Source organism: Paenibacillus sp. RU5M (assembly GCF_900221055.1).
GTDB classification, from domain to species: Bacteria; Bacillota; Bacilli; order Paenibacillales; family Paenibacillaceae; genus Paenibacillus; species Paenibacillus marchantiae.
In genome coordinates this window covers 198,294-210,096 of record NZ_OBQM01000007.1, presented here as the reverse complement: position 1 = coordinate 210,096, position 11,803 = coordinate 198,294, and the positions used below count along the sequence as shown (strand labels likewise).

Below are 11,803 nucleotides of genomic sequence, written 5' to 3'. Positions count from 1 at the left end.
TAGCCAGGAAATCTGACGTAAGCGCCGGCTCCCGTCTTATACCAAACTGAGGGGGAATGTTGTGTGACCACCAACAGAAAGGGCTTCACAGTATCTTTGCTGCTAGTCGTTATGATGTCTATGCTGCTTGCCGCCTGCGGAGGAAATGACAATACGGCTGGTACGCCGAGTCCGGGAAGCACTGGGGAGACGGGTACGGAAGCTGGAAAGCCGGTGACGCTAGAGTTTTGGACGATTGCTTTACAGCCAACGTTCAACGATTACTTCAATGAATTGATTGCCAAGTATGAGAGCAGTCATCCTGGCGTGAAAGTCGAGTGGAAGGACTATCCATATGATGCCATTTCACAGCGTTTATTGACCAGCACGGCCAGTGGCAAAAGCCCTGATGTTGTGAACCTCAATACTGAATTCGCCAGTCAATTGGGAAGTAAGGGAGCGCTGCTGAATCTGAATGAATACCTAACAGATGAGGAAGCGAAGAGTTACTTTGAAGGCATTTATAATTCTACTGTTTTGGATGGCAAAGCTTACGCGCTTCCTTGGTACACAGGTACCGAAGTGCTGTTCATGAATACCAAGCTGGTGAAGGAGGCAGGCCTTGATCCGGCAAATCCGCCGCAGACCCGAGAGGAACTCGTGGAGTGGGCCCGTCAGGTCCATGAAAAGACAGGAGTGGCCGGTTATGCGCAGCAGCTTATTTCCAAGCTGTTTCCAATCGACGGCATCCCGATTCTAAATGAGGACAAAACGGCTGCCGCTTTCAATACGCCGGAAGCAGAGGCGATGATCGCTCAAATGCGTGATCTGATGGCCGAAGGCGTGGTGCTGAAGGAGGATGCGGAATTCAGCAAGCAGATCCAGTATTTTTCCGGGGAGCAGGTCGCTTTTCAATTGTCGGGTCCAACCTTTATTAACTTTATCAAGAAATCTGCACCGGATGTTTACAAGAATACGATTGCAGTAACGCTCCCAACGGGCAAAGCGAACCTGCGGCTCTCCAATTCCATGGATCTCGTCGTGCCACAGAAATCCAAAAACCCTGAGCAAGCGGTGGAATTTGCCGCCTTTATTACCAATGCAGAGAACCAGACTGCCTTCTCCAAGGTAGCCAACACGCTGCCGTCGAGCAAAGCCTCCATTGAAGATCCGTTCTTTACGCAATCCGACGGATCGCTGGAAGCCGAAGCCAAGGTAGCCTCCTCTCAAAGTCTAGATAAAGCAACTGATTACATGGTCGGCGTACCGAATGCAGGAGATATCAACTCCGCATTGGCACGGGGCTTGCAGGAAATTTTGATGAACGGAGCAGATATTAAAGAAACCTTGAACGCAGTGGAGAAGGAAGTTAACCAAATTCTTAACCAAGATTCCTGAACTTAAGCGGTACAGTCTGATGAGGGGGGAGTACTCCCCCTCAATCCTAGAAGAGAGGGAGGCGTAGCCGTGTACAAGGCGATTCGATCCGAATCTTTTGCTGCATGGGCGTTTATGGCACCGGGATTGTTGTTTCTGGCGGTTTTCACCTTTTGGCCGATTATTTACGGGATACCCCTCTCATTAACCGATTATTCTGTCATTACAGAGACACATTTCGTTGGTTTGGATAACTTTACCCGGGCCTTTCAAGATCATAATTTCCTGATTTCGCTGTGGAATTCGTTGGTGTATGTGCTGGTTGTACCGGTGATTCAAATCATTTCGATCCTCATGGCCATTCTGGTTAACAGCCGAATTCCAGGTGTCAAAATGTTCAGGGCAGCCTACTACATACCGGTTGTAACTTCCATGGTCGCAGTGGCGCTGATCTGGAGCTGGCTGTTGGGCAATAACGGCGTAGTCAATTACCTGCTGCTGAAGGTTGGCATTCTCAGTGAGCAAGTCTCCTGGCTTTCCACGAGCAGTACTGCGCTGTATGTGCTGATGTTCATCACCATGTGGAAGGGTCTCGGCTATTACATGATGCTCTATCTGGCTGGGCTTCAAAGTATTCCGGCAGATCTGTATGAAGCCGCCAGAGTGGATGGAGCTGGACCGCTGAGACTGATTATTCATGTGACGCTTCCGCTGCTGCGGCCGCATATTCTTTTTTGCACCGTAATTTCGGTGATGGGTGCCGTTCGTGTGTTTGATGAGGTCTATATTCTCACCAAGGGCGGGCCGGGAACGTCCACGCTGACTTCCAGCGTATATATTTTTCAAAAAGGGCTGGAGCAATTCAATTTCGGGTATGCCTCGGCGCTTGGGCTGATCGTCAGTGTGATGGTAGCAGCGCTCAGTGTGTTGGTGTTCCGGCTGAACCGGAGAGGCGGGGTGAATACCTATTGATTCGGCATACGCTTTCGTCTAAAAAAATGAAAAAAGCCCTTCGTCATTTGATCATTTATGTACTGTTGATTTTGCTCGCCCTGTTTATGATGGGTCCTTTTCTGTGGCTGCTCAGCGTATCGCTGATGCCTGGTCGTAATGTGTTTGCAAATCCACCAGCAATTCTCCCTACCTTCATCGCTTTCGATAACTACGTGCAGGTGTGGGAGTTCATGGATTTTCCACGCTACATCATAAATACGGTGGTGATTACGCTCCTTGGGGTAGTGTTTAACATCTTCTTGTCCTGCCTAACGGCGTATCCACTCGCGACCTTTCGGTTCAGGGGACGTAATCTGGTGTTCACGCTGCTAATCTCGACCATGATTATCCCTTCCGCAACGGCAATGATTGTGCATTATTTAACGATTCAGGCCTTTCACTTGGGCAATACGTTTCTTGGTGTTGTGCTTCCGGCCGCGGTGTCGGTATTTAACATTTTTCTGATGCGACAAACGTTTCTGGGCATACCGACGGATATTCGGGATTCTGGCAAAATGGATGGAGCCTCCGAGTTCCGTATCTTCGTGCAGCTTGTCATGCCATTGGTGAAACCAGGGGTTGCCGTCATTGGCTTGCTTGAAGTCATGGCATTCTGGAACAATTTCCTGTGGCCGATTGTGGTGCTGGATGATCCGCAGAAATATCCACTGGCTGCGGCCCTGACGTATTTGAACGGTCAGTTCTCGTATAACTTCGGCTGGATTGCCGCCGGCACCATGATCTCGGTACTGCCGATTATCATCGTGTTCCTTTTCACCCAAAAATACTATATGGAAGGCATCGCCGGAGCGATTAAAGGATAAAAACACAGAAAGGGTGATCGCATTCATGCCGAAGCAGTATAAGCTAACCTTTGTTCCGTTAGATGAACGGCCTTGCAATTATGAGTTTCCTTATTTGTTGGCACAGGGAACGGAATTCAAAGTTGAGCGTCCCCCACTTGAAATCATGGGCCTAAAAAAACGTCCGGGCGATGTGGAACAGTTATGGACCTGGTTTGAGGAGAGCTGTGCAAGGGCAGATGGAGCAATCGTTGCCTTGGATACGTTGCTCTACGGCGGGATTATTCCTTCCCGGCTACATCAGTTGGAGCCGGATGAACTGACGGCCCGTCTGGAGCTCCTTCGGGGGATCAAGCAGCGGTACCCGCAGCTAACCCTGTATGCGTTTCAACTGATTATGCGCTGCCCGCAATATTCCCTGTCCGATGAGGAGCCGGATTATTATGCCGACTGGGGAAGAGAGATTTTTCGCAAAGGTTTCATCAGCCATCGGATGGAGCTGGGGATTGCGACGGATGAGGAGATCCGCGAGCTGGCCGATATCGATAACCGTCTACCAATGGAAGTGCTGGAAGATTACCTGGGACGCAGGGCCGTAAATATTGAAGCTAACAAGCAAGTGCTGGCTCTGGTGCAGGAAGGAATTATCGACTTCATGATTGTGCCGCAGGATGATTCGGCGCCTTATGGACATACAGCCAAGGATCAGGAGAAAGTGCGATCCCGGATTACCGCCCTTGATCTGGAACTTAAAGTCTACATGTATCCTGGTGCGGACGAAGTTGGTTGCGTACTGCTCTCCAGAATGATGAACAAGGCTCGCGGCCGGATGCCGCTGGTGTACCCACGATTATCATCTGTTCAGGGGGCGTTTGTTACCCCGCTCTTCGAGGATCGATTTTTCTATGAGACGCTCAAATATCAGATTTTGGCTGCAGGTGGGTTGATTGCATCCAGTGCGACTGAAGCAGATCTGGTGCTGTTGATTAGCACACCCGGAGAGACGATGGCGGAAGCGGTGTCGCAGCAGCATTCTTTTTACAGCTACGATGTATACCGAAACCTGATGGAACTGGTGGAATATGGACACTTTCTGCTCAGGAGCAAGAACAAGCCGGTGGCTGTAGCGGATGTGGGATATGCCAATGGTGGGGATCAGAAGCTGGTCAAGATGCTGCGGCAAAAAGACATGTTATTTGATCTGGCTGGATATGCCGCCTGGAATACCAGCTCCAACTCGCTGGGAACCGTCATTTCGCAGGCCATGATCTACCTGCTCTATGGTCGTACACAATCGCATCTTGATTTCCTCGCTCTCCGCTATGCTGAGGATGTCTGCTATTGTTCAGTCGTTCGGGGAGAACTTAGCAATGGCCCGGTGCAGGAGATGGGCTATGGCAAGTACTTGCTGGATGGGTCACGTGGCCTTGTTGCCGCCCGAGTAGAGGAAAGGTTGCGTCAAGAGCTTGCTGTGCGGATCGATACTGCAGCAGGGAGTATCCAGATTACCGATTGTTATATGCCATGGAACCGGATGTTCGAAGTGGGCCTGTCTGTACGATTCGTACCATCCAACCCGGGTAAGGAAAGCAGAATATTAGAGAGAGGGTGAGAACCCTGACAAAGGTAGTGTTGGAGAAACTGCATTTGGGACTGATTGTTTCCTGCCAGGCGCTGGCTGACGAACCGCTGCATGGCGCAGAGATGATGGCTCGTATGGCGGCGGCTGCGGAGGAAGGAGGGGCCGCGGGTATTCGGGCGAATGGTGCAGCAGATGTACGTGCGATCAAGCAGACCGTATCTTTGCCGGTTATTGGCATCGTAAAGCGCAACTACCCGGATTCTGCTGTATATATCACCCCAACCCTCAGAGAAATTGACGAGTTGCTGGAGGCCGGAGCGGATATCATTGCATTTGATGCGACCCGCCAGAGCAGGCCGGAAAATCATACATTGGAGCAAATCACCGCCTATCTGAACGCAAATGGGGTGGTTTCCATGGCAGACATCTCCATTCTGGAGGAAGCTTTATACGCTGAGTCACTTGGAGTCAGCTGTGTTTCGACTACCCTATCGGGTTATACACCGTATTCCCGGCAGCAGGAAGGGCCAAATTTGGAGCTGCTAGGGATGTGCGCACAGCGGTTGAAGATTCCGGTCATTGCCGAAGGGCGGATTAGTATACCCTCTCAGGTAGAAGAGGCGCTTGATCTGGGGGCATACGCTGTTGTGGTGGGCTCCGCAATAACTCGGCCACAGCTAATTACCCGACAGTTCGCAGCAGTGACCAAAAAAGCGAGGATGAAGAGTAATGGAGATGAATGACCGAATTAATACGTATTATCCTTCCATGACCAAGTCGGAGCAGAAGGTGGCCAGGTGCGTACGGGACAATCCGGATAATATCATCTATTTGTCTGTGACTGAGCTGGCTGATTTTGCTGGTACCGGAGAGACCACGGTGATGAGATTCTGCCGTAAAATCGGGTTTAAAGGCTATCAGGATTTCAAGCTGATGCTGGCCCAAGGGCTGCCGAAACGGCAGAACCAGCCAGACGGCGAGCAGGGAGAGGACGATTACGCCGACCATTTATATACCGCGATGGTGGGTGTGCTGCAATCCAGCTTGGGTATGCTGGATCGTAGCCAGTTGGAGCAGGCAGTAAAGTGTCTGGACAGCGCACGACATGTGCAATTCTTCGGCGTGGGCTCGTCAGGCATTACGGCTATGGATGCCAAGAACCGTTTTCTGCGCATCGGCCGACGTACGGAAGCAAATTCCGACAGCCATATTCAGTCCATGATGGCGGTAACGATGGGAGAAGGTGACGTGGCTTTTGGCATCAGCGTGTCCGGCAGTACGCTGGATACCAACGATATGCTGATGAAGGCCAAACAAAACGGGGCTAAGGTGATTGCCATGACGAACTATGCCAAATCCCCCATTGCTTCTATTGCGGATATCTTGCTCTTGACCGCGGGGAAGGAGTCTCCCCTTGAAGGCGGTTCTGTAGGAGCTAAAATCTCTCAGCTGTTTATTATCGACTTGCTCTGCCAGGGGCTGGAGCGCGAGCATGGCGAAGAGACCAAAAAGATGAAGGAATTAACGGCCAGGGCAGTTATCGACCGTATTTATTGAAGGGCTTGTGTGAATAGGAGGAAAGCAGATGCCACAGGTCATTGGCGTGGATGTAGGTGGCACAGGCATTAAAGGGCTTGTAGTCAATGAAGCCGGAGTCGTTCTGGTGGAGGCTACATGTGCAACCGAGGCCCGGTTGGGCCGGAAGGCCATACTTGGCCAGCTGCGCGGGTTAGTATGTGAACTGTTGTCTAGCTGTGAAGAAGTGAAGGCACTGGGTATTGCCTCGGCAGGAAGGGTGAATGTGGAAACGGGTGAAGTTATCCACGCAACGAATAATTTACCTGGCTGGCAGGGAATGCCACTGACACAGTGGGCAACTGCGGAATTTGGCCTGCCTTCAACTGCCGATAACGACGCCAATGCTGCACTGCTCGGCGAGGCGTGGCTTGGTACCGGCCGCGGTAAGCAGAACCTGGTTATGCTGACACTCGGAACTGGGGTCGGTGGGGCCAATATGGCATTTGGCAGGATGTTACGGGGAGTAGACTGGCGCGGTGGGGACTGGGGGCACTGTGTGCTGGTGCCTGACGGTCGGCCTTGTAATTGTGGCAAACGCGGCTGCGTGGAGCAATACATTTCCGGTAGTGCACTGATGCGGCTGGCGCGGGAACAGAAGGGCAACACGTATACTCACGGCCGAGAGATTATGACCGCTGCAAGACAGGGAGAAGCAATAGCGTTGTACATTCTAGAGCGTTACATATCTGATTTAGCCTCTGTTATTGCGAATATATCTGCCTCGATAGATCCGGAATTGATTATTCTTGGTGGCGGTGTGACCCATGATCAGGCTATATGGTGGCCGATGCTTACCGCTAAGTTATCCAGTGTCGGGTTGGCAGACCGGGTTGCAGTGGCTGAACTCGGTAACTGGGCAGGCTGTATCGGGGCGGCGCAGCTGGCCTTGGAACGCCTACGTAAGGACGGCGTTGGCTGGTCTGAAGGCAGTGACAGGGAGGAGACAAAGCATGGGGATTGAACAGGAGAAACACAGTGATATCGTCATTATTGGCGGTGGTCTTGGCGGGACTGCAGCTGCGCTGGCTGCAGCCAAGGCAGGGCAACGGGTACTTTTGACGGAAGAGACGGACTGGCTTGGCGGTCAATTGACCTCACAGGCAGTACCGCCAGATGAGCACCGCTGGATTGAACAATCTGGCAGTACAGCATCGTATCGTGAGTTCCGCAGCCGAGTCAGAGATTACTACAGACGGAACTACCCGCTTACGGATGTCGCCAAGAGCGATCCTGTTCTTAACCCCGGCAATGGCTGGGTGAGCCGCTTGGCGCATGAGCCGAAGGTCGCGCTTGCTGTTTTGCATGAGATGCTTGCGCCTTACGTGAACACCGGTCGGATCGAGGTGCTCTATCATACCGTGCCAGTTCAGGTAGACACAGAAGGTGACCGGGTGACTGGCGTGACTGTGTGTGAAGAGCGAAATGGGGGATTAATTAAGCTCCAGGGTGCCTATTATCTGGATGCTACAGAATGCGGTGATCTGCTTCCCCTTGCGGGAGTAGAGTATGTAAGTGGAGCGGAATCTCGGCGGGATACGGGTGAGCCACATGCCCTGGATGAAGCGAACCCGCTAGACATGCAGTCGATTACCCATGTGGCGGCAGTGGATTATGTGCCGGGAGGAGACTTCACGATCCCTCGTCCGAGGGATTATGATTACTGGCGTCAGTATGTTCCCTCGTTCTCACTGTATCCGATCCTGAGCTGGTACGCTTCGGATGCCAATGATACCTCCAAGCTGAAAGAGTTCACGATGTTCCCTAATGATCAGGGCATAACCTCCCTGTGGGATTATCGGCGGATCGTTGACCCGGCTATATGGACAGAGTCACTGAATGATGGTGAAGTCACGCTGCTCAACTGGGCACTGAACGATTATTACGCCGGGCCGATCATTGGCGTATCGCCGGAGGAACGCGAGCGGCATCTGGAAGCGGCGAGGCAACTAACTCTTTCCTTAGTTTACTGGCTTCAGACAGCAGCTCCCCGCCTGGACGGCGGAAAGGGTTATCCGGGCGTAAGGCTGCGTGGAGATGTGCTCGGTACGGAAGACGGTCTCGCGAAAGCACCGTATATTCGGGAATCACGGCGAATCCGAGGCGTATATACCATTACCGAGCAGGATGTGAGCAAGGAGTTGCGCGGAGCAGAGGGAGCCAAACGTTACGAGGATAGTGTGGGTGTCGGCAGTTATCATCTGGATCTCCATCCGACAACCGTGAGCCAGCGGACTTTTTATATACCGAACCATCCCTATGAGATTCCGCTGGGTGCACTCATCCCGGTACGAGTCAAGAACTTGCTCCCAGCTTGCAAAAATATCTCCATGACCCAGATTGCGAACGGTTGTTACCGTCTGCATCCCACCGAATGGAATATTGGCGAGGCTGCTGGCACCCTTGCCGCTTATGCCATTGCACAGCAAGTTGAACCAGCACAGGTGAGGGCTTCGACGGAGCATCTTCATGCCTATCAGGCACAGCTGGTTCGGCAGGGTGTTCAGCTTCATTGGACAGATGCGGAGCTGGCAGGGGAGTGTTAGATAGACTTTTAAGAGAACTATATGAAACCAATTTATGCAAGGCGTTATTCGGGCATCTGCTTCGGATAACGCCTATACTATTTCTTATGTTATAGGCATAAATCGAATATTTTATTTTGCTTGTTCTTCCTGAAGCGGAGGTAATTAATCATTTCATTTGAACTCGCGACCCTATCTCCGATACAATGTTCTCATAAAGTTTGAGAGAATGGATCAAATACGGAGCAGAAATGGAGAAATACAATATGACTGAATTTATCAATGCTGACGATATTAATGACGTAATTTTGGCTGCGGCGGCTTCAGAGTTGGAGCAGATGGTGGACAAAATATGTGAACTGATCGGTACGCCTTTGGAACAGACAACAGAGCTGGAGCGTCAGGTGATTGCTGCTTTTGGGTTTGGCGCTGTATATGGCATAACCCATCGGGATCAGCTGGCGGAGCCACAGGCTCATGCACTGAGCATCCGTATGCTGATTAAACCTTTTAACTATAGTGAGCAGCAGGCTGTAGATTTTGCCGATGATCTGATCCGGGTGGCTTCCGATCGGGAAGTTCATCCGGTGATGAACACGATTATTCATCGTGGCATCGATGGACACCGCCAGTTTAATCAGGAAGATGATGAGGGACTCGCCCGCAACATTCAGGAGATTTTGGCGGCAGTACAACCGGAGAGAACCTGAAGAAGCAGAGCGTTCACCCTTTCATGTAGTGGTACAGACAGTATTTGTCTAATGAATTGTTAACTTAATTGGGAGATGATCGCAATGGATCTGATGAAATTAAACAAGGAACTTTCCTACGCCTTGCGTCACGCCCCATGGGAGTATGAGCTGGAGCTGGACGAAGAGGGATGGGTGGAGATTCCGCAATTGCTGGTGGCTTTACATGAGAGTCCACAGTGGAAGGACGTCACGGAAGCGGATCTGGAGCAGATGATTCAAGCCTCGGAGAAAAAGAGACATGAGATCAATTCTGGCCGCATCCGCGCATTATATGGTCATTCGACTCCGCAAAAGATATCCAAAACACCTGCCGATCCACCGGAGATACTCTATCATGGCACGCCAATGCGGTCGGTTGCTTCCATTATGGAACAAGGTTTGCAGCCTCGGCAAAGGCAGTATGTTCATCTGTCCGCAGATATGGATACCGCCAAACAGGTGGGACGAAGACGTGATGACCAGGCGGTAATACTGAAAATTAACGCGGCTCAAGCGTTCAAGGACGGAATTCTTTTCTATCATGGAAACGAAAATATTTGGCTGGCCGATCACATTCCGGCACGATATATCGAGCAATAATCGATGTAACGGTGATGGGGATTATCGATATCTATATTGAATTTATATCACAATTGAACTAGTTTAGTATAAATAGTACGTTCAACTGCTATATCTTTTTATAGATCGCTGTTACACAAAAAGGGACACATCCAACATTCGTTGGTGTGTCCCTTTTTGATTTCCATTCTCTTCTCTTCTCTTCTATTTAAAATTACTTGCCCAAAATCGCTTTAACACCCTTACTCAATGGTTGAGCCGGACGGCCAAGCAATTTTTCCAATGTATCACTCTCTACAGCCAGTGCACCTTCACGGATAGCACTTTGCATATCAACGAGCATGGAGACTACAAAGTCAGGCAGGCCTGCACCTTTCATTATGTCAGCGTAAGCAGCATCGTCTACGTTTTGCACATTGATGTCCTGTCCAAGCACTTCCCCAACAATAGCGGCGAGCTCAGCTTGAGTAAGAAGTTTACCAGACAACTCATATACTGAATTCTCATGTCCCTCACCTGTCAGTACTGCAGCAGCAGCATGCGCATAATCACTGCGAGTAGCCCAGCCCACTTGGCTGGCGTTAGTTGCATGCACCCAAGGTGCGCCCTGTGAAGCTGCTTGAACGCTGCCTGCTTCATTTTCGAGGTACCAGTTGTTGCGCAGGAAGGAATAAGGAATGCCAGATTCACGGATAGCCTGTTCTGTGGCACGATGTACTTCAGCCAGTGAAAGGGTGTTTTTCTCCGCATTCACAACGCTGGTATAAGCGATGAATCCAACGCCTGCCTTTTTGGCGGCGTCTACAGCAGATTGATGTTGGCGAATACGCGTTTCATTGTCCCCGTCTGTGGAGATCAGCAGCAGCCGATCTACGCCTGCAAATGCTTTTTCCAGCGTTTCCGGTTGATCGAAATCACCTTGACGAACGTCCACACCTTGAGCGCGCAATGCTTCCGCTTTCTCCGGGTTGCGTACACTTACAGCCAAATCCCCAGCAGATACCGTTTTTAACAAAGCCTCTACGACCAGTGAACCCAAATGACCTGTTGCGCCAGTAACTAAAATTTTCATTGTATTTTCCTCCTATAAGGTATGTTTTGTGTCGACACAAAAGTGGAATGTCAACGACATGAATAGATGTAATCGTATGTGTTATAACAGGTGTGATTACAACGAAAGGTTTAAAAAAAGCTCGTAATGAGCTTTTTTTATTCAGAGACGTGAACCTGATCCATCATCTGTTGTATCGTTACACGTTTCAAACGCTGTTCCATAGCTAGCTGAGCCTCAATAAGTTCGGCGCGCAAGGTTTGTTCGATCATGCTGCCAACCGGACAATTTGGGTTTGGATGTTTGTGGAAGTTAAACAACTCGCCATCCTCCACAACCTCAAGCGCACGATAGATATCCAAAAGGGTAATATCGGCGGGGTCCTTCAACAAAGAAGCACCGCCGACACCGGGTCTGACCTCAATTAGGCCGGCCTGTTTCAGCTTGGACATAATGCGCCGAATAATGACGGGATTGGTATTCACGCTTTTGGCGATAAAATCTCCCGTACACTCATTGGGCACAACAGCGACCAGGGACAGCGTATGAACCGCAATGGAAAAGCGACTGCTGATTTGTTTCATGCATGATCACCACCATTGTAACTA

At 50.6% G+C, this 11,803-nt stretch carries 12 protein-coding genes; 10 read left to right on the top strand and 2 right to left on the bottom strand.

Annotated features, from left to right (window positions below; translation table 11 throughout):
* Positions 1-63: 63 nt before the first annotated feature.
* The 10 genes from CRO25_RS20630 (at position 64) to CRO25_RS20585 (ending at position 10,165) form a co-directional block, all read left to right on the top strand.
* A complete protein-coding gene (locus CRO25_RS20630) occupies positions 64-1,377 on the top strand; it encodes an ABC transporter substrate-binding protein (RefSeq protein WP_231952430.1) in 1,314 nt (437 codons plus the stop codon).
* 69 nt (positions 1,378-1,446) lie between these two features.
* A complete protein-coding gene (locus tag CRO25_RS20625; RefSeq protein ID WP_063567945.1) occupies positions 1,447-2,328 on the top strand; it encodes a carbohydrate ABC transporter permease in 882 nt (293 codons plus the stop codon).
* A gap of 26 nt (positions 2,329-2,354) precedes the next feature.
* Complete coding sequence (locus CRO25_RS20620; protein WP_063567955.1) at positions 2,355-3,173, top strand: carbohydrate ABC transporter permease; 819 nt, start codon at positions 2,355-2,357, stop codon at positions 3,171-3,173.
* Positions 3,174-3,198: 25 nt separating this feature from the next.
* Positions 3,199-4,764, top strand: a complete 1,566-nt coding sequence (locus CRO25_RS20615) for a DUF4127 family protein (RefSeq protein WP_079696241.1) — start codon at positions 3,199-3,201, stop codon at positions 4,762-4,764.
* 17 nt (positions 4,765-4,781) lie between these two features.
* The gene (locus CRO25_RS20610; RefSeq protein ID WP_072734783.1) at positions 4,782-5,477 is read left to right on the top strand and encodes an N-acetylmannosamine-6-phosphate 2-epimerase; all 696 of its coding nucleotides are present in this window, start codon (positions 4,782-4,784) and stop codon (positions 5,475-5,477) included.
* Positions 5,464-6,291, top strand: a complete 828-nt coding sequence (locus tag CRO25_RS20605; RefSeq protein ID WP_079696240.1) for a MurR/RpiR family transcriptional regulator — start codon at positions 5,464-5,466, stop codon at positions 6,289-6,291. The genes CRO25_RS20610 and CRO25_RS20605 overlap by 14 nt, the downstream gene beginning before the upstream one ends.
* Positions 6,292-6,319: 28 nt before the next feature.
* Positions 6,320-7,273 carry an ROK family protein gene (locus tag CRO25_RS20600; RefSeq protein WP_079696239.1) on the top strand — a complete coding sequence of 318 codons (954 nt, stop codon included), beginning with the start codon at positions 6,320-6,322 and terminating at the stop codon, positions 7,271-7,273.
* Positions 7,263-8,855 (top strand): FAD-dependent oxidoreductase, encoded by a 1,593-nt coding sequence (locus CRO25_RS20595; protein ID WP_079696238.1) that lies wholly within the window; start codon positions 7,263-7,265, stop codon positions 8,853-8,855. The genes CRO25_RS20600 and CRO25_RS20595 overlap by 11 nt, the downstream gene beginning before the upstream one ends.
* 245 nt (positions 8,856-9,100) lie before the next feature.
* Entirely contained in the window at positions 9,101-9,544 is a 444-nt protein-coding gene (imm48, locus tag CRO25_RS20590) for an Imm48 family immunity protein (protein WP_079696237.1), read from the top strand.
* Positions 9,545-9,628: 84 nt separating this feature from the next.
* Positions 9,629-10,165 (top strand): RNA 2'-phosphotransferase, encoded by a 537-nt coding sequence (locus CRO25_RS20585; protein ID WP_079696236.1) that lies wholly within the window; start codon positions 9,629-9,631, stop codon positions 10,163-10,165.
* A 193-nt stretch (positions 10,166-10,358) separates the two neighbouring features.
* Here CRO25_RS20585 and CRO25_RS20580 read toward each other — a convergent pair whose 3' ends face one another.
* Both CRO25_RS20580 and CRO25_RS20575 read right to left on the bottom strand, forming a co-directional pair.
* The gene (locus CRO25_RS20580) at positions 10,359-11,216 is read right to left on the bottom strand and encodes an SDR family oxidoreductase (protein ID WP_079696235.1); all 858 of its coding nucleotides are present in this window, start codon (positions 11,214-11,216) and stop codon (positions 10,359-10,361) included.
* Positions 11,217-11,353: 137 nt separating this feature from the next.
* Entirely contained in the window at positions 11,354-11,779 is a 426-nt protein-coding gene (locus CRO25_RS20575; protein ID WP_063567255.1) for an Rrf2 family transcriptional regulator, read from the bottom strand.
* Between the last annotated feature and the right edge of the window lie 24 nt (positions 11,780-11,803).

Coding starts and splice junctions, on each gene's coding strand:
- CRO25_RS20620 (WP_063567955.1), top strand. CDS start 2,355: ATGAAAAAAGCCCTTCGTCATTTGATCATTTATGTACTGTTGATTTTG.
- CRO25_RS20615 (WP_079696241.1), top strand. CDS start 3,199: ATGCCGAAGCAGTATAAGCTAACCTTTGTTCCGTTAGATGAACGGCCT.
- CRO25_RS20605 (WP_079696240.1), top strand. CDS start 5,464: ATGGAGATGAATGACCGAATTAATACGTATTATCCTTCCATGACCAAG.
- CRO25_RS20600 (WP_079696239.1), top strand. CDS start 6,320: ATGCCACAGGTCATTGGCGTGGATGTAGGTGGCACAGGCATTAAAGGG.
- CRO25_RS20595 (WP_079696238.1), top strand. CDS start 7,263: ATGGGGATTGAACAGGAGAAACACAGTGATATCGTCATTATTGGCGGT.
- imm48 (WP_079696237.1), top strand. CDS start 9,101: ATGACTGAATTTATCAATGCTGACGATATTAATGACGTAATTTTGGCT.
- CRO25_RS20585 (WP_079696236.1), top strand. CDS start 9,629: ATGGATCTGATGAAATTAAACAAGGAACTTTCCTACGCCTTGCGTCAC.
- CRO25_RS20580 (WP_079696235.1), bottom strand. CDS start 11,216: ATGAAAATTTTAGTTACTGGCGCAACAGGTCATTTGGGTTCACTGGTC.
- CRO25_RS20575 (WP_063567255.1), bottom strand. CDS start 11,779: ATGAAACAAATCAGCAGTCGCTTTTCCATTGCGGTTCATACGCTGTCC.